22 protein-coding genes and 1 tRNA gene are annotated in these 20,785 nt (G+C 62.5%); 9 read left to right on the top strand and 14 right to left on the bottom strand.

Annotated features, from left to right (window positions below; translation table 11 throughout):
• The first annotated feature begins 170 nt into the window (after positions 1–170).
• From EET67_RS11735 to EET67_RS11725, 3 genes are read left to right on the top strand one after another with little or no spacing between them, the layout of a single operon-like run.
• Complete coding sequence (locus EET67_RS11735; RefSeq protein WP_128626359.1) at positions 171–1,583, top strand: cytochrome ubiquinol oxidase subunit I; 1,413 nt, start codon at positions 171–173, stop codon at positions 1,581–1,583.
• 4 nt (positions 1,584–1,587) lie between these two features.
• Positions 1,588–2,598 (top strand): cytochrome d ubiquinol oxidase subunit II, encoded by a 1,011-nt coding sequence (cydB, locus tag EET67_RS11730; RefSeq protein ID WP_128626358.1) that lies wholly within the window; start codon positions 1,588–1,590, stop codon positions 2,596–2,598.
• Positions 2,598–2,717, top strand: a complete 120-nt coding sequence (locus EET67_RS11725) for a DUF2474 domain-containing protein (RefSeq protein ID WP_128626357.1) — start codon at positions 2,598–2,600, stop codon at positions 2,715–2,717. The genes cydB and EET67_RS11725 overlap by 1 nt, the downstream gene beginning before the upstream one ends.
• 6 nt (positions 2,718–2,723) lie before the next feature.
• Here EET67_RS11725 and pcaF read toward each other — a convergent pair whose 3' ends face one another.
• The 5 genes from pcaF to ubiE all read right to left on the bottom strand — a co-directional run bounded on the left by pcaF (position 2,724) and on the right by ubiE (position 8,342).
• Positions 2,724–3,929: a 3-oxoadipyl-CoA thiolase gene (gene pcaF, locus EET67_RS11720; protein WP_128626356.1), complete on the bottom strand. Its 1,206-nt coding sequence runs from the start codon at positions 3,927–3,929 to the stop codon at positions 2,724–2,726.
• A 131-nt stretch (positions 3,930–4,060) separates the two neighbouring features.
• Positions 4,061–4,312, bottom strand: a complete 252-nt coding sequence (locus tag EET67_RS11715; RefSeq protein ID WP_128626355.1) for a GlsB/YeaQ/YmgE family stress response membrane protein — start codon at positions 4,310–4,312, stop codon at positions 4,061–4,063.
• A gap of 220 nt (positions 4,313–4,532) precedes the next feature.
• The gene (coaBC, locus tag EET67_RS11710) at positions 4,533–5,750 is read right to left on the bottom strand and encodes a bifunctional phosphopantothenoylcysteine decarboxylase/phosphopantothenate--cysteine ligase CoaBC (protein WP_128626354.1); all 1,218 of its coding nucleotides are present in this window, start codon (positions 5,748–5,750) and stop codon (positions 4,533–4,535) included.
• A 227-nt stretch (positions 5,751–5,977) separates the two neighbouring features.
• Entirely contained in the window at positions 5,978–7,552 is a 1,575-nt protein-coding gene (ubiB, locus tag EET67_RS11705) for a 2-polyprenylphenol 6-hydroxylase (protein WP_128626353.1), read from the bottom strand.
• 13 nt (positions 7,553–7,565) lie between these two features.
• A complete protein-coding gene (ubiE, locus tag EET67_RS11700) occupies positions 7,566–8,342 on the bottom strand; it encodes a bifunctional demethylmenaquinone methyltransferase/2-methoxy-6-polyprenyl-1,4-benzoquinol methylase UbiE (protein ID WP_128626352.1) in 777 nt (258 codons plus the stop codon).
• A gap of 128 nt (positions 8,343–8,470) precedes the next feature.
• On the opposite strand from ubiE, the gene EET67_RS11695 reads away from it, so the two are divergent.
• The 3 genes from EET67_RS11695 (at position 8,471) to EET67_RS11685 (ending at position 10,832) form a co-directional block, all read left to right on the top strand.
• The gene (locus EET67_RS11695; protein WP_128626351.1) at positions 8,471–9,445 is read left to right on the top strand and encodes an adenosine deaminase; all 975 of its coding nucleotides are present in this window, start codon (positions 8,471–8,473) and stop codon (positions 9,443–9,445) included.
• A 110-nt stretch (positions 9,446–9,555) separates the two neighbouring features.
• Complete coding sequence (gene upp, locus EET67_RS11690; protein WP_128626350.1) at positions 9,556–10,182, top strand: uracil phosphoribosyltransferase; 627 nt, start codon at positions 9,556–9,558, stop codon at positions 10,180–10,182.
• A 101-nt stretch (positions 10,183–10,283) separates the two neighbouring features.
• Positions 10,284–10,832: a TIGR02281 family clan AA aspartic protease gene (locus EET67_RS11685; protein WP_128626349.1), complete on the top strand. Its 549-nt coding sequence runs from the start codon at positions 10,284–10,286 to the stop codon at positions 10,830–10,832.
• Here the strand turns inward: EET67_RS11685 and deoA are convergent.
• From deoA to EET67_RS11655, 6 genes are read right to left on the bottom strand one after another with little or no spacing between them, the layout of a single operon-like run.
• Positions 10,796–12,172: a thymidine phosphorylase gene (deoA, locus tag EET67_RS11680; RefSeq protein ID WP_128626348.1), complete on the bottom strand. Its 1,377-nt coding sequence runs from the start codon at positions 12,170–12,172 to the stop codon at positions 10,796–10,798. The genes EET67_RS11685 and deoA overlap by 37 nt on opposite strands.
• A complete protein-coding gene (locus EET67_RS11675; RefSeq protein WP_128626347.1) occupies positions 12,165–12,971 on the bottom strand; it encodes a purine-nucleoside phosphorylase in 807 nt (268 codons plus the stop codon). Before EET67_RS11675 ends, deoA begins: the two co-directional genes overlap by 8 nt.
• The gene (gene cdd / locus EET67_RS11670) at positions 12,968–13,360 is read right to left on the bottom strand and encodes a cytidine deaminase (RefSeq protein WP_128626346.1); all 393 of its coding nucleotides are present in this window, start codon (positions 13,358–13,360) and stop codon (positions 12,968–12,970) included. The genes EET67_RS11675 and cdd overlap by 4 nt, the downstream gene beginning before the upstream one ends.
• Positions 13,360–14,331 (bottom strand): ABC transporter permease, encoded by a 972-nt coding sequence (locus EET67_RS11665; protein WP_128626345.1) that lies wholly within the window; start codon positions 14,329–14,331, stop codon positions 13,360–13,362. The genes cdd and EET67_RS11665 overlap by 1 nt, the downstream gene beginning before the upstream one ends.
• 1 nt (position 14,332) lies before the next feature.
• Positions 14,333–15,472 (bottom strand): ABC transporter permease, encoded by a 1,140-nt coding sequence (locus EET67_RS11660; protein WP_128626344.1) that lies wholly within the window; start codon positions 15,470–15,472, stop codon positions 14,333–14,335.
• Positions 15,469–17,001: an ABC transporter ATP-binding protein gene (locus EET67_RS11655; protein ID WP_128626343.1), complete on the bottom strand. Its 1,533-nt coding sequence runs from the start codon at positions 16,999–17,001 to the stop codon at positions 15,469–15,471. The genes EET67_RS11660 and EET67_RS11655 overlap by 4 nt, the downstream gene beginning before the upstream one ends.
• Positions 17,002–17,177: 176 nt before the next feature.
• Between EET67_RS11655 and EET67_RS11650 the strand changes: the two genes are divergently transcribed.
• Together EET67_RS11650 and EET67_RS11645 are read left to right on the top strand one after the other, a co-directional pair.
• Positions 17,178–17,387, top strand: a complete 210-nt coding sequence (locus tag EET67_RS11650; protein WP_128626342.1) for a SlyX family protein — start codon at positions 17,178–17,180, stop codon at positions 17,385–17,387.
• A gap of 156 nt (positions 17,388–17,543) precedes the next feature.
• Positions 17,544–17,996: a hypothetical protein gene (locus tag EET67_RS11645; protein WP_128626341.1), complete on the top strand. Its 453-nt coding sequence runs from the start codon at positions 17,544–17,546 to the stop codon at positions 17,994–17,996.
• A gap of 75 nt (positions 17,997–18,071) precedes the next feature.
• On the opposite strand, the gene EET67_RS11640 is transcribed toward EET67_RS11645, so the two are convergent.
• The 3 genes from EET67_RS11640 to EET67_RS11630 form a co-directional block, all read right to left on the bottom strand.
• Complete coding sequence (locus EET67_RS11640) at positions 18,072–19,061, bottom strand: BMP family lipoprotein (protein ID WP_128626340.1); 990 nt, start codon at positions 19,059–19,061, stop codon at positions 18,072–18,074.
• A 203-nt stretch (positions 19,062–19,264) separates the two neighbouring features.
• Positions 19,265–19,933: a peptide-methionine (S)-S-oxide reductase MsrA gene (gene msrA, locus EET67_RS11635; RefSeq protein ID WP_128626339.1), complete on the bottom strand. Its 669-nt coding sequence runs from the start codon at positions 19,931–19,933 to the stop codon at positions 19,265–19,267.
• 71 nt (positions 19,934–20,004) lie between these two features.
• The gene (locus EET67_RS11630; protein ID WP_128626338.1) at positions 20,005–20,367 is read right to left on the bottom strand and encodes a hypothetical protein; all 363 of its coding nucleotides are present in this window, start codon (positions 20,365–20,367) and stop codon (positions 20,005–20,007) included.
• A 170-nt stretch (positions 20,368–20,537) separates the two neighbouring features.
• On the opposite strand from EET67_RS11630, the gene EET67_RS11625 reads away from it, so the two are divergent.
• Positions 20,538–20,627, top strand: a tRNA-Ser gene (locus EET67_RS11625).
• Positions 20,628–20,785: the final 158 nt, after the last annotated feature.

Here is a 20,785-nt window from a genome sequence, read left to right as displayed (position 1 = left end):
ATTCCGGCGCCCATTTCGTCGCGACAAAATCGCGCGTGCGACCAATCTATCCGGCCTTCTCCATTTCCTGTCATCGCCACGGCGGCGATCTGCCTTATATGGAAGGAGCGACGCGCCTGCGGAGCACTTGCCGTGCGAAGGCGTGGGATTGATGCAGAGGATGACTGCCGATGCTCGACGCCTTCGATCCGGTAATGCTTGCCCGGCTGCAGTTTGCCTTCACAATGTCCTTCCACATCATTTTCCCGGCCTTTTCCATCGGGCTGGCGAGCTATCTTGCCGTGCTTGAGGGACTGTGGCTGTGGACCGGAAAGGCCGCCTATCTCAATCTCTTCAAATACTGGCTGAAGATCTTCGCCGTCGCCTTCGGCATGGGCGTCGTGTCGGGCGTGGTGATGTCCTACCAGTTCGGCACCAACTGGTCGGCGTTTTCCGACAAGGCCGGTGCGGTCGTCGGGCCGCTCATGGCCTATGAGGTACTGACCGCCTTCTTCCTCGAAGCCGGCTTCCTTGGGGTAATGCTGTTCGGCATGGGCCGTGTCGGCAAGGGCCTGCATTTCACCGCCACTTTGCTGGTTGCACTGGGCACCTTCTTCTCGGCCTTCTGGATATTGAGCACCAATTCCTGGATGCAGACCCCGACCGGCCACGCCATCAACGAGGTCGGGCAATTCGTGCCGGTGGATTGGTGGGCGATCATCTTCAACCCCTCCTTCCCCTATCGCCTGGTTCATATGGTCATTGCCGCCTATCTCACCACGGCCCTGGTGGTGGGCGCGGTCGCCGCATTCCACTTCCTGCGCGGCAAGGCGAAAGAGGAAAGCCGTGTCATGTTTTCCATGGCGATGTGGATGGCGGCAATCGTCGCGCCGATCCAGCTTGTCGTCGGCGATCTACACGGACTCAACACGCTGGAGCATCAGCCGGCCAAGGTGATGGCCATGGAAGGCCATTATCAGAGCCATCCCGACGGTGCCCCATTGATTCTGTTCGGCCTGCCGGATCAGGAAGCGGCCACGGTGCGCTATTCCATCGAAATCCCGAAGGCGTCCTCGCTGATCCTGAAGCACGCGCTCGACGCACCGCTCGCCGGCCTCGATACGATCGAGCGGGCAGACTGGCCCTATGTGCCTGTCATATTCTGGTCGTTCCGCATCATGGTTGGGCTCGGCACGCTGATGATCCTACTCGGCGCCGCAAGTCTGGTGCTGCGCTGGCGCGGCGCGCTCCATGATACCGTCTGGTTTCATGGGTTTGCGCTCGCCATGGGGCCGGCAGGTTTCGTGGCGGTACTGGCCGGCTGGATCACCACGGAAGTCGGGCGCCAGCCCTATACGGTCTATGGTCTGTTACGCACGGCCGATTCCGTTTCGCCGCTGGCTGCGCCTGCGGTGGCGACATCGCTGATTGCCTTTGTCATCGTCTATTTCGCGGTCTTTGCCGCCGGCATGTTCTACATTTTGCGGCTGATGGCGGCCGCCCCGCATCCCGGCGAGGAAGGCCTGACCGAAGACGAGCCGGTGCGCGCCGCCGGGCTGACGCCCGCGCAGGCCCTGCATGCCGGCCACGGCAAGGAGGGCTGATGTGATGGGCGTCGAATTCGACCTTGCAACCATCTGGGCCTTCATCATCGCCTTTGCCGTCTTTGCCTATGTGGTTATGGATGGTTTCGATCTCGGTGTCGGCATCCTGTTCCCGCTGTTTCCGCAGCACCATGACCGCGACGTGATGATGAACTCCGTGGCGCCCGTCTGGGATGGTAACGAGACCTGGCTGGTGCTTGGCGGTGGCGCGCTGTTTGCGGCCTTCCCGCTCGCCTATGCGATCATCATGCCGGCGATCTACATGCCCGCCATCATCATGCTGCTCGGTCTGGTGTTCCGCGGTGTCGCCTTTGAATTCCGCTGGCGTACGCAGCGAGCGCGCTTCATCTGGGATATCGCCTTCTTTACCGGCTCGCTGGCGGCGGCGCTGTGCCAGGGCATCATCCTCGGCGCCATCTTGCAGGGCATTGCCGTGTCGGGCCGCGCCTATGGCGGCGGCTGGTGGGATTGGCTGACGCCCTTCACGCTGCTTACCGGGCTTGCCGTTGCCACCGGCTACACGCTGCTTGGTGCGGCCTGGACGGTGATGAAGACGACGGGCGCGCTACGGGAGAAGGCCTTCGCCATGACGCGGCTTTTCGGCCTCGCCACGCTAGGCTTCATCGTCGCGGTCAGCCTTGCCACGCCGTTTCTGGAGGCTTCCTATTTCGAACGCTGGTTCGCCTGGCCAGGCATCGTGCTGACCGCACCCGTGCCGCTCGCCGTTGTTGCGATCACCTTCTTCTTTTTCAAGAGCCTGGCAGCCCGCCACGACTATCTGCCCTTCATCTTGACGCTGGCGCTGTTCTTCCTCTGCTTCGTCGGGCTCGGCGTCAGCATCTTTCCTTATGTCGTGCCAGGGCAGGTCACGATCTGGCAGGCGGCGGCACCGCGCTCCAGCCAGATTTTCATGCTCGTTGGCGTGGCGATCCTTGTCCCGATCATCCTTGCCTATACGGCCTATGCCTATTGGGTGTTCCGCGGCAAGGTCGACCCGGAAACGGGCCATCACTGATGCCGGAGCGCGGCGACCGCCGGCTCTTTAGCCAGCTTGCCTGGTTCGTCGGGCTCTGGCTTGCCGGCGTGCTGGTCACGGCCGCAGTCGCCTATGGCCTGCGGCTCTGGCTGTTGTGATGCCGCCTACACGCGCTCCAGAGCGATAGCAATGCCTTGGCCGACCCCGATGCACATGGTCGAAAGCGACCGCTTCACCCGGCGCAATTGCAGTTCCAGTGCCGCCGTTCCGGTGATGCGGGCCCCCGACATGCCAAGCGGATGACCAAGCGCGATCGCCCCGCCATTGGGATTGATATGGGCCGCGTCCTCGTCGATGCCGAGTTCGCGCAGCACGGCGATGCCCTGGGCGGCGAAGGCCTCGTTGAGCTCGACAATGTCGAAATCCTGCGGCGTCAGCCCGAGCCTGGCGCAAAGTTTGCGCGTGGCGGGAACCGGCCCCATGCCCATGATGCGCGGAGCTACGCCGGCGGTGGCGCCGCCAAGTATGCGCGCGATCGGCGTCAGGCCGAAGCGCTTGGCAGCAGCAGCGGATGCGATGATGAGGGCTGCCGCTCCGTCATTGACTCCAGAGGCATTGCCTGCCGTGACGCTGCCGCCTTCGCGGAAGGGCGCCGACAGTTTGGCAAGGGCCTGTATCGTGGTTTGCGGCCGCGGATGCTCGTCCTGCGCGACGACTATAGGATCGCCCTTGCGCTGCCTTATCGTAACCGGCGTGATCTCCTTCGCCAGCCGGCCGTTCTCCATCGCGACGCCTGCGCGGCTCTGCGAACGCAGCGCGAAGGCGTCCTGATCAGCCCGCGATACACCAAATTCGGCCGCGACATTCTCGGCCGTCTCGGGCATCGAATCGATACCATATTGGGCTTTCATCAGCGGGTTGACGAAACGCCAGCCGATGGTTGTGTCATGGATTTCGCCATGGCGCGAAAAAGCGCTTTCGGCCTTGGGCAGCACGAAAGGTGCGCGCGACATTGATTCGACGCCGCCTGCAATCGCAAGCTCGATCTCGCCGGCTCGGATGGCGCGGGCCGCTGCGATGATTGCGTCCATACCCGAGCCGCACAGGCGGTTGATGGTGGTACCCGGCACGCCTTGTGGCAGGCCGGCCAGAAGCAGCGCCATGCGAGCGACATTGCGATTGTCCTCTCCAGCCTGGTTCGCGCAACCAAGTATCACCTCGTCCACAGCGTCCCAATCGACCTTGGCGTTGCGCTTCGTCAGCGCGTTCAGGGGAATGGCAGCAAGGTCGTCCGCCCGCACGCCAGCGAGCACACCGCCGAAGCGGCCGATAGGTGTGCGGATATAGTCGCAGATATAGGCTTCGCTCATGGCTCTCTCCCGGATGGTAGGCCCGGTTTATTCCAGCGGTTAGCGATGTCAATTGACCATGCTACAAAAGAAAAAGCCGCCTTTCATAAGGCGGCTTTCCTTGCGGATTGAAGGGTGAGCTCCTGCGGAGCCTAGCGGCGTACCATCCGCCCGAGCGCAATCAGGATACAGGCGCCGACGAAACCGATAATGAGATAGGCAAGCCAGCCGGTGAAGCCCATGTTCAACGCCGCCAGAATGGCGTTCAGGACCACGGCGCCGACGATGCCTAATACGATGTTCATGAGCAAACCCATATTGCTCTTCATGAATTGTTCCGCCAGCCAGCCGGCGATGCCGCCGATGATGATCGCCGCCAGCCAGCCTACGCCATTGACGTCCATTCTTGCCTCCTCGGTTGAAAAATCCATCTTGGGCTCTCGCCCGCTCGAACGCGGCACAGGAACGCAAATCACCCTTGCAAGACTATATCGGCGCCGCCGCCGCGTCATCATGAACGCAGACAGGGGTTGTGCGGCGCTCCGGATAATACGCAAAGGTCGCGGTTAGGTTCCAGCCCGGCTTCTTTTCAGGCAAAACCGCTACACAGTTTTGCCGGCATCCTTATACCGTGATCGTCTTCAGCCGCTCGGCAATCAGCGCCGCCAATCTTTCGGCGACATCCTCCTTGCTCATCTCGGGCCACTCCTCTACGCCGCCCGCCGAAACGATTCGCACGCGGTTGCGGTCCCCGCCCATGACGCCGCCTTCATGCGACACGTCATTGGCAACGATGAAATCGGCGCCCTTCTTCTTCAGCTTGGCCTGCGCATTGGCGACCACATTCTGCGTTTCGGCGGCGAAGCCGACCACCAGATAGGGACGGTTTGCATGGTGGCCGATACCGGCAAGGATGTCGGGGTTCTCCACCATCTGCAAAGAAGGGGCCGCATTTCCTGGCGCCTTCTTGATCTTCTCGGCCGCAGATCTTTCTGTCCGCCAATCGGCGACGGCGGCGACGAAGACTGCCGCATCCGCAGGAAGGAGGCTCTCGACCGCATCCCGCATCTCTCGGGCGCTTTCGACATGGGAGACGCTGACGCCGGCCGGATCGGCAATCGCCACCGGGCCGGAGACGAGCCTTACATCCGCCCCCAGCTTTGCCAGCGCAGCCGCGACGGCATGCCCCTGCTTTCCGGAAGACCGGTTGGCGATATAGCGTACCGGGTCGATCGGCTCATGCGTCGGGCCGGAGGTGACTATGATCTTCCGCCCTGCCAGCGGTCCCTTGCGTGTGTCGAAATGCGCCTCGGTCGCTGCCACGATGTCCAGCGGCTCAGCCATGCGGCCCTCGCCAGCTTCGCCGCTTTCGGCCATTTCCCCTTTGCTGGGTCCGACGAAAAGGATGCCGTCCTTTTCCAGCGTGGCACGATTGCGCCTGGTGGCCGGATGCGCCCACATTTTCGGGTTCATCGCCGGGGCCATCAGCACTTTCTTGTCGGTTGCGAGCAAGGTTGCGGAGGCGAGATCATTGGCAAGGCCGGCGGCGAGCTTTGCCATCAGGTCAGCCGATGCCGGAGCGACGACCACCAGATCCGCCTCGCGCGACAGGCGGATATGGCCGATATCATGTTCGGAGCGATGGTCGAACAGATCGGTGAAGACCTGGTCGGCACTGAGCGCGCCGACCGACAGCGGCGTGATGAATTGCTGCGCGGCGTCCGTCATCACACAGCGCACCACCGCGCCGCGCTCGCGCAGCCTGCGGATGAGGTCGAGCGACTTATAGGCCGCGATGCCGCCGCCGATGATCAGGAGAATACGCTTTCCGGATAGGGTCATGGTGTGCCTGTAGCCGGCTTCAGCGCCGTTTCGACTTCTGTGTGGGTGAAACCGTCGCCCTTGAAAAGCAGGAGGCGGTGCGTTGGCGCAGCGCCTGCTTTATACGCTCATCGAGGTTGCGAATGGCAAGGGCACCCATGGAATTCTCACTTTGCAGGGGCATTCACTTTTTAAAGTTAGTCCAAGAGCGTAAAGGCTTCAACGCACGGCAACGCAGTCGCTGACAGTCACGCCAGTCCCCACCCGATCCACAGCAGCGTCAGGGCAATGACCCAAAGAGCGAGACGGCCCGAGCGTGCGTGGCGCGCTTCGGCCTTGCCGATGGCATGGGCGGTGGCCTCGTCGAAACGCAAGCCATGTTCGGCCATGCGGTCGATCTCGCGCGACAGCCGCTCCGTCCGTGCGGCCAGATCGGGGGCCTGCCGGGCAAGCGAAACCAAGGCGCTGATGCCTTCGCGTGCGTCCATCAGCAGGCCGCGAGGGCCGAGATTGCCGGCTATCCAGTTTCCAACCACCGGCTCGGACGTTTTCCACATATTGAAGGCGGGGTCGAGCGTGCGCGCCACGCCCTCGACCACGACCATGGTTTTTTGCAGCAGGATGAGTTCCGGCCGCGTCTGCATGTCGAAAAGCTCGGTCACCTCGAACAGTAGCGTCAGAAGCTTGGCCATGGAAATGGTTTCGGCCGGCTGACCGTGGATCGGCTCGCCAATGGCCCGAATGGCTTGGGCGAAAGCCGACACATCGTGCTTGCGTGGCACATAGCCGGCTTCGAAATGGACTTCTGCAACGCGGAAATAGTCACGCGTGATGAAGCCGTAGAGGATTTCGGCCAGGAAGCGGCGCTCCTTGCGGCCGAGGCGGCCGGCAATGCCGAGATCGACCGCGACGATGGTGCCGTCGGTTTCGACGAACAGGTTACCCGGATGCATGTCGGCATGGAAGAAGCCGTCGCGCAGCGTGTGGCGCAGGAAGGATTGGACGAGCGTCGAGGCGATGGCTTTCAGATCGTGGCCGGCAGCGCGCAGGCCCTCGATGTCGCTCATCTTGATGCCATCGACCCATTCCATGGTCAGCACATCGCGGCCGGTGCGCTCCCAATCGACCTTCGGCACGCGAAAGCCGGGATCATCCTTCGTGTTCTCGCCGATTTCCGAAAGCGCGGCTGCCTCCAGCCGCAAATCCATTTCGATCTTCGTCGTCTGCGCCAGCGTTTCGGTAACTTCCACCGGCCGCAGCCGCCTACTCGATGGGATGTATTTCTCCTGCAGGCGGGCGGCCAGGAAGAAGCTTTCAAGGTCGCGGAAGAAGGCCTTGCGCACGCCCGGCCTTATGACCTTGACGGCAACCTTGGTGTTGGAGCCTTCATTGATGACCTCGGCGGGATGGACCTGCGCGATGGAGGCTGCGGCGACCGGATCGCCGATGTCCCTGAACAGCATGTCGACCGGCCGGCCGAGCGAGCCTTCTATGGCATGTACCGCCTGTTCGAGGCCGAAAGTGTGCATACGATCCTGAAGCAGTGCCAGATCGAGCGCGATGTCGTTGCCGACCACATCGGGGCGGGTGGCCAGGAACTGCCCGAGCTTGACATAGGACGGACCGAGGCGTGCGACCGCGCCAGCCAGCCGCTCCGGCCGTCCCCTCCGCTTGGCGCGCCTGCGGGTAAGCAACCTTGCAACGCGCCAGCCAAACCTGGGCAGGCCCGAAAGCTCGTCGCCCGGAAGCGCCGAGATGACGCCCTCGCGCGTCAGAATCCAGCCGGCGCGCAACAGCCGGAATGCAGCACCGGGTGATGTCATGCGTGCCGGCCTGTCAAAGCTTCCAGCCCGAATGCAGGGCTGCGATCCCGCCGGAATAATTGCGGAAGGTCACACGGCCGAAGCCGGCGTGCCGGATCATCGCGGCGAAATTCTCCTGATTGGGGAATTTGCGGATCGATTCGACCAGATAGGAGTAGGGTTCGCCGTCTCCGGTGACGACCTGGCCGATACGCGGAATGGCATTGAACGACCAGGCCTCATAGACGCGGTCGAGCATGGGCATGTCGACCTCGGAAAACTCCAGGCACAGGAAGCGCCCGCCCGGCTTTAGCACGCGCAACGCCTCGGCCAGCGCGGTCTCGATGCGCGGCACGTTGCGGATGCCGAAGGCGATCGTATAGGCATCGAACGTATTGTCGGCGAAAGGCAGTTCCTCGGCGTTTGCCTCGACGAAATCGGTATTGTCAGCCAATCCCCGCTTTTCGGCACGTTCTCGTCCAACGGCGAGCATCGAGCCGTTGATGTCGAGCACGGTCACATGCGCCTGCCTGTGCGAGGCTTCGACAATGCGGAAGGCGATGTCGCCGGTGCCGCCGGCAACATCGAGAGAGGTCCAGCCGGCGCGCTTCGGCGGGTTGAGCCAGGACACCAGCCCTTCCTTCCAGAGCCGATGCAGGCCTCCCGACATCAGGTCGTTCATCAGGTCATAGCGGCCGGCGACGCGATGGAACACGTCATTGACCAGCGTCTGCTTGTCGCCCTGGCCGACATCCTTGAACCCATAAGAGGTTTCCATGCCGCCAGCAGAGGTCGTGCGTTGTTCCGACATTATTTCGATCCGCCATAAAACCGGCGGGACCATAGCCGATCAGAATAGGCGACGCTATTGTTTAAGGCGCGGTGATCGGCCGCGCTTTGCGTTGTAGCCAGTTCTTAAAACAGCAAACGAGGAAACGCATGCCTTTGAAAGCCGAGCTCCATTGCCATATCGAAGGTGCGGCCACGCCCGATCTGGTGTTGAAGCAGGCACAAAAATACGGGCGGGAGGTTTCGCATTTCCTGCGTGACGGCGCCTATGTCTGGCATGATTTCACCAGCTTTCTTGCAGCCTATGACGCGGCTTCCGATCTTTTCCGGACCGAGGAGGATTATGCGCTCCTGGCCGAGCATTATTTGACCAGCCTGGCGCGCGACGGCGCCATCTATTCGGAATTCTTCACCTCGCCGGATCATGCCATCAAGGCGGGCTTGTCGCCACAGGCCTATACGGACGCATTGGGCAGGGGCATGGAGCGCGCCCGCGCCAAGACCGGTATCGAGGCCCGGATGATCGTGACCGGCGTGCGGCATTTCGGGGTGGAGTCGATCGAGGCGGCGGCGCGCTTCGCCGCAAAATGCGGCCATCCCCTGGTGACCGGTTTTGGCGTTGCGGGCGACGAGCGCCACGGTGACGTGGAAGACTATGTGCGCGCCTTCGAGATTGCCCGCGAGGCCGGTCTCGGCATCACCATCCATGCCGGAGAATTCGCCGGCTGGGAAAGCGTGAAGGCAGCGCTCGACCATATCCGTCCTTCACGCATCGGCCACGGCGTGCGCGCCATCGAAAATCCGGATCTGGTCAGCCGCATCGCCGATCAGGGCGTGGTGCTGGAATGCTGCCCAGGCTCCAACATTGCGCTCGGTGTCTTCGACAGTTTCGCAAGCCACCCCTTTCAGCGTCTGCTTGCGGTCGGCTGCAAGGTCACCCTCAATTCGGACGATCCGCCGTTTTTCCATACGACACTGAAGCGTGAATATGACATTGCCGCCGAACATTTCGGTATGAGCGACAAGGCCTTGAACGCCTTGACCCGGACCGCGATCGAGGCCGCTTTCGTCGACCGCAAAACGCGCGCGCAACTGCTGGCACGGCTGGATGGACTTCGGATTTGAGGGCTGGACCGCTTCAGGCCACAAAATTGTGATTGGCCGGCTGCAAACGGTTTCTCGGCGGGCCATTGCCCGATAGTATCGGGAGAACAGCAGAATACAGGAGCGACTTCATGGGCGTCACCGTCGTCGACCATCCGCTTGTCCAGCACAAGCTCACCATCATGCGGGACAAGGAGACATCGACGGCGAGTTTCCGGCGGTTGCTCCGCGAAATCTCGCTGCTGCTCGGCTATGAGGTGACGCGCGACCTCGAATTGACCACCAAGACCATCGAGACGCCGATCGAAAAGATGGAGGCGCCGACGCTCGAGGGCAAGAAGCTGGTCTTCGCCTCGGTCCTGCGTGCCGGCAACGGCCTGCTCGAAGGGCTTCTCGATCTGGTCCCGGCAGCACGCGTTGCCCATATCGGGCTCTATCGCGACCATGAAACGCTGGAAGCAATCGAGTATTTCTTCAAGGCCCCCAGCGACCTTGAGAACCGGCTGGTCATCGTGGTCGATCCGATGCTGGCAACCGCCAATTCCGCTGTCGCCGCCATCGACAAGCTGAAGGGCAGGGGCGCGACCAATATCCGCTATCTGTGCCTGCTCGCCGCGCCGGAAGGGATCGAGCATTTCACCACCGCTCATCCCGACGTGCCGGTCTATACGGCGGCGATCGACCGGCAGCTCAATGAAAAGGGCTATATCATCCCCGGCCTTGGCGATGCCGGCGACCGGCTCTACGGCACCAAGTAATCCGCTTTACCGGCGGTTAAGCACGTAAAATGAAAGGGACGGCGCGTTAAGCAGAGGGCAGGATTGCGCGCCTAGTCTCGCCCGAAAATCCGGGCGTCTCCATGCTGCGCAAAACCATCATCTTCGCCGTCTGTGCGGTCTCTTCCGCGTCCTTGCCGGGGCTCTACCAGAAGCATCAGGCGCGTGTGCTCGGCCTGATGGGGCTGGAGCAGGGCGCGGATGCGGCGCAAGCCCCCGTCATATCCGCAAGCCCGGCTCCGGGCGAGAACGGCATCACCGGCCGCCGGGTGGAGCTTGCCGCCGATGGGCGCGGCCATTTCAATGGCGATTTTCGGCTGAACGGCCGAACGGTGCCGGCAATGATCGATACCGGCGCCTCGGTCGTCGCCCTCAACCGCTCGACGGCGCGCCGCCTCGGCATCTCGCCTGCGCAAGCCGATTTCCGCCATGAGGTCTCCACCGCCAATGGCTCGACACGCGGCGCGGCGGTAACGATCGATCGGCTGCAGATCGGCCGCATCGACCTGGAAAAAGTTCAGGCGATCGTGCTGGACGACAAAGCGCTTAGCGGCACGCTGATCGGCATGAGCTTTCTTGGCCGGCTCGGCAAATATCAGGTCGAGAACGGCAGGCTCTTGCTGGAGCAATAGCTATCTTTGCCCAATCGCCGGATCACGGCTTTCTGTGCTTCCGGTTTGAGTGTTCCTATCGAATAGGCCGAGCGGATGGCTGAGGCCGCTTGCTCCGCTTGGCTGCGGTTTCTGGCATGGACCAGCGCCAGTGCCTCACCGGCCCGGACCTCGGCTCCGATGGGCAGCAGCCGGGTGATGCCGACTGCGTGATCGACATTGTCGTCAGGTTTGCTGCGGCCGCCGCCAAGCGTAACCACCGCAAGGCCGATGTCGCGCGTTTCGATAGCCGTCACGAAGCCGTCCTGTCCGGCTTTCACCGGCAATTCCACCTCGGCTTTCGGCAGATATTTCTCCCTCCTCTCGATCAAGTCCTTCGGCCCGCCAAGCAAGGCCACCATGCGCCCGAAAACCTCCGCGGCCTTGCCATTGCCAAGGACTTCTCCCGTTCGCCGAATACCATCCTGATTGGAGGAGACGAGCCCGGCCTGCTGCAGCATCTCGGCGGCGAGCGCCAGCACTACCTCCTCCAGCCGCCTGTCGCGCCTGCGTCCAGTAAGGAAATCGACGGCATTGGCGACCTCGACGGCATTGCCCGCCGCCGAAGCCAGCGGTTCGTTCATGCTGGTAATCAGGGCGGTGGTGGTCAAGCCGGCACGATTGGCCACCTCGACCAGGCTGGTCGCCAATGCGGCAGCGTCCCGGCTCCTTGCCATGAAGGCGCCATTGCCCACCTTGACGTCGAGCACCAGCGATTGCAGCCCGGCGGCAAGCTTCTTCGACAGGATCGAGGCGGTGATGAGCGGGATGGATTCCACCGTCGCGGTCACGTCGCGAATGGCGTAGAGGCGTTTGTCGGCCGGGGCCAGATTGGCGGTCTGCCCGATGATGGCACAGCCGGCGCCAAGCACCGTCTTGCGAAAGAGGCTGTTGTCGGGCTGGCTGACATAGCCCGGAATGGAATCCATCTTGTCGAGCGTGCCGCCGGTATGCCCGAGGCCACGCCCGGAAATCATCGGCACATAGGCGCCGCAAGCCGCCACGATCGGCGCCAGCATCAGCGAGACATTGTCGCCCACACCCCCGGTCGAATGCTTGTCCGTCACCGGGCCGGGCAGGTCCGACCAGTCGAGCACGTCGCCGGAATCGCGCATGGCAAGCGTCAGCGCCACCGCCTCGTCGCGGTTCATGCCGTTGAAGAACACCGCCATGCCCAGCGCCGCGACCTGGCCCTCGGAAACCTTGCCCGAAGTCAGCCCCTCTACGAAGCTCACGATTTCGCCGGTCGAAAGCGCCTTGCCGTCACGCTTGGCGCGGATGATCTCCTGGGGAAGGGTGGCTGGAGCGCTGCCGCTAGCCATCCAGAAACCCCTCCCGAAACATCGTCCTCAACAAGGTAGCAAGCCGTGCCCCGCCCAGCGGCGCCATATCCTTGGTCTCCTGATGCGAAAGCTCCGCCCCGCTCATCCCGGCGGCCAGATTGGTGATGACCGAACAGGCGGCGACGCGAAGGCCGAAGAACCGCGCCAGGATCACTTCCGGCACCGTCGACATGCCGACCGCATCCGCCCCCATCAGCCTTGCCATGCGGATTTCCGCCGATGTCTCGAAGCTCGGGCCGGAAAACCACATATAGACGCCCTTGTGCAGCACCGTTCCGCTCGCCGCAGCGGCCTGTTCGAACGCCTTGCGCAGCGTGACGTCATAGGCCTGCGTCATGCCGACGAAGCGCCGGTCGTCGGCCTCGCCGATCAGCGGGTTGGTGCCGGAAAAATTGATGTGATCCTCGATCAGCATCACCGAGCCGGGCGGCATGCCGGGGTCGAGTGAGCCGGCGGCATTGGTGAGGATCAGCCTTTCGATCCCTGCGCCGGCCAGCGCCTCGATCACCGGGCGCATGGCTGCCGGATCGCCTCGCTCGTAATAATGCGCGCGTCCGGCGAGCATTAATGCCGGTTTGTCGGCAAAGAGCCCTGCCACCACTTCGCTTGCATGGCCGCTGACGCCGCCTGCGGGAAAGCCGGGCAGGTCGGCGTAGGGAATGCGGATGGCATTTTTGATCTCGCCAGTGAGGCCACCGAGGCCTGATCCGAGCACGATCGCCGTTGCCGGCTTCAATCCGTTGAGACGCGCCATGAGGCGCTCGCTCGCCGGGCTCATTTGAGGGTCCCGCCTTCGAAGCCGAGCGGCAGCATCTGCCCCATCGTCACCGTCTCGACCACGCCGGTTTCATCACACAGGAACAGTTTCGTATCTGGACCGGCGAATTCAGCGAGCCGCTGACGGCAGCCACCACAGGGCGTGATCCGGGCCATCCGCTCGGCGACGACAGCGATCTCGGTGATCCTGCCGCCGCCGCCCATGATGTAGTGGCCGAGCGCGGTGGTTTCCGCGCACCAGCCTTCCGGATAGGAGGCGACTTCTATGTTGCAGCCGGAAAAGATGCGTCCGTCCTCGGTGCGCAGCGCAGCCCCCACCGGAAATTTCGAATAGGGCGCATGGGCCTTCGCCATGGCCGCCTTTGCCGCCAGATAGAGGTCATGCGCCATCACCGCTCCTTCACATAGGGCACGCCGCCGGCGCGCGGCGGGATCGCCTTGCCGATGAAGCCGGCAAGCAGGATGACGGTGAGGATATAGGGCAGCGCCTGCATCAGTTGCACCGGCACCTTGCCGATCATCGGCCAGGCCATGCCCTGGAAGCGGATGGAGGCAGCCTCCAGAAAGCCGAAAAGCAGGCAGGCAAACATCGCCGGCACTGGCTTCCATTTGGCGAAGATCAGCGCCGCCAGAGCGATGAAGCCCTTGCCGGCCGTCATGTCCTTCACGAAGCCGGCGTTTTGCGCAACCGACAGATAGGCGCCGGCCGCCCCGGTGAGCACTCCGGTGCAGATCACGGCGCGGTAGCGCAGCCAGGCCACCGAGATACCGGCGGTGTCGACTGCGGCGGGATTTTCGCCGACGGCGCGCAGCCGCAGCCCGAAGCGGGTGCGGAACAGCATCCACCAGGTAAACGGCACCATCAGGAAGGCGAAATAGACCAGCAGCGAGTGGCCCGAGAGGATCTCAGAATAGATCGCGCCCAGTATCGGCACATCCTTCACCGCCGCAGCACCCGGCAGTTCGATCGCCTGGAAGCGGGCGCTGCCGGTAAGCGAAGGCGTGCGGCCGCCCTGCGCGAACCAGGCTTGGCCGAGAATGATGGTGGCGCCGGCGGCGATGAAATTGATGGCGACCCCCGACACGATCTGGTTGCCGCGATGGGTGATCGAGGCAAAGCCGTGGACGAGCGAGAAGAAAATCGAAATCAGGATGGCTGCCCCGAGGCCAAGCCAGGCCGAGCCGGTGACGGCGGCGGCCGCTGCACCCGCGAAGGCGCCGGCCAGCATCTTGCCCTCGAGGCTGATGTCGAAGATGCCGGAACGCTCCGAATAGAGGCCGGCAAGGCAGGCGAGCAGCAGCGGCACCGAAACGCGGATGGTAGCGTCGATCAACTGGGTGAGGACATCGAGGAAAGCCATGTCAGGCCCCCTCGCCCTTGGCCGCCGCCAGGCCGACGGAGCGTGGACTGAGGCTGGCGAAGATGGTCTGGATCGTCGGCCGGAACATGTTTTCCAGTGCGCCGGCAAACAGGATCACCAGACCCTGGATAATGACGATCATGTCGCGCGAGATGGCGGGCATCTCGAAGGCAAGCTCGGCGCCGCCCTGATAGAGCATGCCGAACAATATCGCCGCCGGCACGATGCCGGCCGGATGCGAGCGCCCCATCAGCGCAACCGCAATGCCGACGAAGCCCGCACCGGTGACGAAATCGAGCTGGACCCGATGCTGGTCGCCCATGATCGGGTTGAGAGCCATCATGCCGGCAAGCGCGCCCGAAATCATCATGGTGATGATGATGATGCGTGTTTCCGAAATGCCCGCATAGCGCGCCGCCTTGGGGCTGAACCCCATGGTACGGATTTCATAGCCGAGCTTGGTACGCCAGATCAGCACCCAGATCAGGAATGCCACGACGAGCGCCAGCAGAAAGGAGATGTTGAGCGGGGCGGAGCGGACCGACAGGCCAAAAGCTTCCAGCATCCAGCCCATTTTCGGCAATTGCGCATTGGGCAGGAAGTCTCGTGTCTGCGGCGCCATCGAGCCTGCCGGTTTCAGCACATCCACCAGCAGATAGACCATGACGCTGGCGGCGATGAAATTGAACATGATCGTCGTGATGACGATGTGTGATCCTCTCTTGGCCTGAAGATAAGCGGGAATCAGGGCCCATAGCGCCCCCACCGCCGCCGAACCCAGGATTGCCAGCGGGAATATGAGCCACCAGGGCAATATGCGATCGAACGCCAGGCAGACGATGGCGACGCCGAGCCCACCTATATAGGCCTGCCCCTCGCCGCCGATATTGAACAGGCTGCAATGAAAGGCGACTGCGACTGCAAGGCCGGTGAAGATGAAATTGGTGGCGTAAAACAGCGTATAGGCGATGTTCTGGCCGTTGCCGAATGCACCCTCCACCAGCACCGCCGCCGCGTGAAGGGGACTTTCACCGACCAACAGCACGACGAGGCCGGCAAAGACAAAGGCCACCAGCAGGTTGATGATCGGAATGAGGCCATAATCGACCCAGCCGGGAAGCTTCGCATAGGGCCTGCTCATTCGGCAGCCTCCCGATGCTCGATACCAGCCATCAGCAGGCCGAGCTCGCCCTCCGTCGCATCAGGGCCGCGCTCGCCCACGATGCGGCCGGCAAACATCACCAGGATGCGGTCCGAAAGCGCACGGATTTCGTCGAGTTCGACCGATATCAGCAGGACCGCCTTGCCCTGGTCGCGCATGGCTATCAGTCGCTTGTGGATGAATTCGATGGCGCCAACATCGACGCCTCGGGTCGGCTGGCCGACGATCAGCACGCCTGGGTCCTGCTCCATTTCGCGCGCCAGAATGATCTTCTGCTGGTTACCGCCGGAGAAATTGGCGGTTTTCAGCCGGCAGTCGCCGGGCCTTATGTCATAGCGCTCTATCATCGTGCGCGCGTCGTCGCGGATCGCATCGATGTCGAGGAACGGACCTTTGAGATACTCGCCCTTGTCGTGATAGCCGAGGATCGCGTTCTCATTCTCCTCGAAAGCCAGCACCAGGCCGACATGGTGCCGGTCCTCCGGCACATGGGCAAGGCCACGGTCGCGCAGTTCGCCCGGATCGGCGATGCCGGTGACATCGATGGGCTCGCCGTCAAGGACGACACTGCCCGAGACCGCGCACCGCACGCCGCAAATCGCCTCGATGAGTTCGGATTGGCCGTTGCCCGCCACGCCGGCAATGCCGACGATCTCGCCGGCGCGAACATCGAAGGAAACGCCGTCTACCATGGTGACGCCGCGGGAATCCCTGACTGTCAGGTCCTTGACCGAAAGTTTTGCCCGCTCGGGCTTGGCCGCACCCTTCTCGACGCGCAGCAATACCCGCCTGCCGACCATCAGTTCCGCCAGTTCCTCCACCGTGGTCTTTGCCGTTTCGCGGGTGGCAACCATCGTTCCCTGCCGCATGACGGAGACCGTGTCGGTGATCGCCATGATCTCGCGCAGCTTGTGCGTGATCAGCACGATCGTCTTTCCCTGTTCCCTCAACTGCTGGAGAATGCGGAACAGGTGATCGGCCTCCGCGGGTGTCAGCACGCCGGTGGGCTCGTCGAGGATCAGGATCTCCGCGCCGCGATAGAGCGCCTTCAGGATTTCGACGCGCTGTTGCAGGCCGACCGGTAGTTCCTCGACGATGGCGTCGGGGTCGACCTCCAGCCCGTATTCCTTCTCCAGCCGCTGGAGTTCGGAGCGGGCTTTGGCGATGCTGTTCTTGAGCAGCGCCTCGCCCTCCGCGCCCAGAATGACATTCTCCAGCACGGTGAAATTCTCCACCAGCATGAAATGCTGATGCACCATGCCGATGCCGACGGCGATGGCATCGTTTGGTGCCTTTATCGAAATCGGTTTGCCGCCGACGCGGATTTCGCCGCTGTCGGCCTGGTAGAAGCCGTAGAGGATCGACATCAGCGTCGATTTGCCGGCACCGTTCTCGCCGATGATGCCGTGGATCGTGCCGGGAGCGATTTGAAGATTGATGTCGCGATTGGCCCAGACGGCACCAAAGCTCTTGTTGATGCCGACGAGCTCGATTGCAGCTTCCGCCATGCGACGTCCCGCTCCCATTTTCTTGTCGCCGGGCGGAAGGCTAGCATGCTGCTATTCGCCTGCCAATCGGCAGCCATGGCCAGCAAATCAAGGCAGGTCTGCCGGTTTCCATGGTTGCCGCAGGGGCAGATCCATGGTTTGTCGCCGACGTTGCAACCGCGCGGAAGGACAGGGATATGACATCGCCAACCGAACGCCTCACTACGCTCGAGATTCGTTCGGCCGAGCAGGACAAGACGATCGAGGAACTGTCTGGCCAGATCGCCGAGCAGTGGAAAGTGATCGCACAATTGACGCGCAAGCTTGATGCGCTGACGGATCGGTTCCTCACGCTGGAGGAGCAGACCGCTCCCGGCCATGAGATAACCAAGCCGCCGCACTGGTGACATCTCTCGTCGGCAACAAACGGCCCCGATGGCTCCTTTCGCTGCCGGCCGCAGGTCAGGCTTTACGCGCATCGAAAATGCTGCTGATCTGAGCTTATCGGCCGGCAAGGCATGATTCGGCGCGGCCGATCTGATCATGCGGGGGGGGGGGTGAACATGGTCGATGAAAGGGATCGCATGGCCAGGGCGAGCAAATATGTGCTCGGCCTGATGGACGAGGACGAGCGGGAGCGCGCCGAGCGTGATCTGGAGCACGACCCGGCCTTTCTGGATGCAATGGTCCGGGTCGCCGAGCGCATGCATCTGTTCGATCTCACCAAGCCGCATCAGGGCGCAGCGCCCGCATTGTGGAAATCCATAACCGCGCATCTGACGGCGCAGCCGCAAATAGGCGTGGCAGGGCCGGGCGAGACCGCTCCCGCCTCCTCACCTGCTCCTGCAACACCGGCACCGGTGGAGCCTGGGGTGGGCTCGACGCGGCGCACCGCGTCGGGATGGCGCCTGCCGCTCATGGCACTGTCGCTCCTGGCCGCTTGTGGCCTGGGCTATGCGGCGGGCAGCGTCGGCACTGCGCCTGCGCCGGCCGATTGCGGGCCTGTTCAGGAATAGTCCGGGAAAGAACGGCCAAAAAAGAACCGCCGCCATTGTGGGCGGCGGTTCCGGCTTGCGTCCTGTTCTTGCGCTTCAATAGGGGCAGGAATTGTCCGACATGTAGTCATGGACCTGGATGGTTCCGGCGATGATGTCGGCCTTGGCCTTCTCGGCCGCCGCCTTCATCTCTTCTGTAACCAGATCCTTGTTGTTATCGTCCATGGCGTAGTCGACGCCGCCTTCCTTCAGCCCAAGATCGTTGATGCCGGGGGTGAACTTGTCGTTCTTCGCGTCGGTGAAGGCGTTGTAGACGGCGACATCGACGCGCTTGACCATCGAGGTCAGCACCTTGCCGGGCTGCAACCCGTTCTGGTTGGAATCGACCCCGATGCCGAGCTTGCCCGCATCGGCCGCCGCCTGCAGCACGCCGACGCCGGTGCCGCCGGCTGCGGCATAGATGACGTCCGCGCCCTGGTCCATCTGCGCCTTGGCGATCTCACCGCCCTTGGTGGGATCGTTCCAGGCCGCCGGCGTGTCGCCGGTCATGTTGTAGATGACGTCAGTCGCGCCGGCCGCCTTGGCGCCGCCGACATAGCCGCAGCCGAATTTGCGGATCAGCGGAATGTCCATGCCGCCGACGAAGCCGACCTTCTTGGACTTGGAGGCGATGGCCGCCATCACGCCCACAACATAGGAGCCTTCCTGCTCCTTATAGACGACGGAGCGGACATTGGGCTTGTCGACCACCATGTCGATCAGCGTGAACTGGACGTCGGGGAATTCGGGCGCGACCTTTTCCAGCGCAGCCGCCCAGGAGAAGCCCGCCATCACGATCGGGCTGTTACCGTCTTCGGCAAACTTGCGCAGCGCTTGTTCGCGCTGGGCGTCGTTCTGGATTTCGAAATCGCGATAGGCGATCCCGGTTTCCTGCTTGAACTTTTCGGCGCCGTTGAAGGCTGCTTCGTTGAAGGATTTGTCGAACTTGCCGCCGAGATCATAGATGATTGCCGGCTTGATATCCGCGGCAAGCGCCGGAAACGCCATTGCGGTTGCGGCCAGAAGGCCAAGAACGATACGCTTCATGTGATCCACACCCTGTTGGTTATTTCCACTTGGGTGCCGCGTGCACGCCTTGTTTCCCGGTGCTTCACGGCGCATGGCGAGAAACCTAACCTCCCACCCAAAGCCAGTCTTGCACGGCCCAAAACAAAATTCACGCGGAATCTTGACCATTTGGATAACGCTACGGCAGCCTTGAAATACAGGCCCTCGAACGTGTTTGCGGATCAGGTCCGGGCGGTCTCTTCCGGCATGGCGCAGCTCACGCCGGTGCCTTTCAGTGCGCAATAGCCATAGGGATTCTTGGCCAGATACTGCTGGTGTTCCTCTTCGGCGAAATAGAATTCCGGGGCGGGCGCGATCTCGGTCGTGATCTTGTCGTGCCCGGCACCGCGCAGCGACGCCTGATAGACATCGCGCGAGGCGATGGCAGCCTGATGCTGCACCTCCCCGAACGTGTAGATGGCGGAGCGGTAGGTGGTGCCGACATCATTACCCTGGCGCATGCCTTGCGTCGGGTCATGATTTTCCCAGAATGCCTTCAGCAGGTCCGTATAGGAGACGATCTTCGGATCGAAGACGACCAGTACGACTTCGGCATGTCCGGTGAGGCCCGTGCAGGTTTCCTGATAGGTCGGATTGGGCGTGATGCCACCGGCATAGCCAGCCGCGGTGATCCACACGCCGTCCATCTGCCAGAACATGCGCTCGGCACCCCAGAAGCAGCCCAGGCCGAACAAGGCCATTTCCAGCCCTTCCGGATAGGGGCCCTTCAACGGCCGTTTCGAGACAAAATGCTTTGCGGCGGTCGGGATCGGCTTGTCCCGCCCCGGCAGCGCTTCGGCCGGCTTGGGCAGGTTGAGTTTCTTGTTCAGCATGTCACTCAGGAAAAACATGGAGCGTCTCCTATCTTCCACATATGCCGGCCGCCGGTTTCGTATCCGCATGGGCACGATCGCCTGGGCAGTCATCCTTCGGCAATGAAGCGGCCGATGCGCCGCGCCGGCTTGCGCCCGATGGCGTAAAGCAGGAATGCCAGAATAGCGAACACCGCAAATCCGGGCATGTCGAGGACCGAAACGATGATGGGGTCCCATAGCAGCGGGTGTATCTGAACCCGGACGAATTGCTGGGCAGCGTTCAGGCTGTCGGGGGATACCGCCGCCCAGCTTGTGTCGAGCGGGGTCGTGACAAGCTGCGAGGCGGCGATCGTGCGTGTCGCATCGAGCACGGCCATGATGACGGCGACCGCCAGGGAAATCATCGCCAAAAGCCTGAACAGAAAGCGCAAAGACCAGAATCCTTCGCATGCGATTTGCCCTTCACACATAGGACCGGTGATCGTGCTTCGCAATCGGCCGTCATGCAGCCATAAAATAATAATGACGAGGTTCTTTGCGCCAGGGTGCAAACAATCGCCATCTCAGGCTTGGCATTCGGCTCAGGATCGACTAGATGAGCCCGGCGAACGACCATCGCCTGACAAAGGCCGTCGCTTGCGGAGAGGTGGCCGAGTGGTTGAAGGCGCACGCCTGGAAAGTGTGTATACGGGGAACCGTATCGCGGGTTCGAATCCCGCTCTCTCCGCCATCATTGCAGCCTAAGACGCGGTTTTCCAGTTGGCAGGCTGAGTCCCGATATCCTAAGAGTATAGGGTCCACGAAGGTGGTCCCGTTTATCTGAACAGAGGTTGAACGTTTTCTGCCGCCGCCATGCGGCCGTGGCTTGGGGCATCGATTGGTTGAAAC

Origin of the sequence: Borborobacter arsenicus, assembly GCF_003934165.1 — a bacterium.
Lineage (GTDB): Bacteria > Pseudomonadota > Alphaproteobacteria > Rhizobiales > Rhizobiaceae > Pseudaminobacter > Pseudaminobacter arsenicus.
The sequence above is the reverse complement of the archived record's forward strand: the minus strand, read 5'-3'. Positions and strand labels throughout refer to the sequence as shown.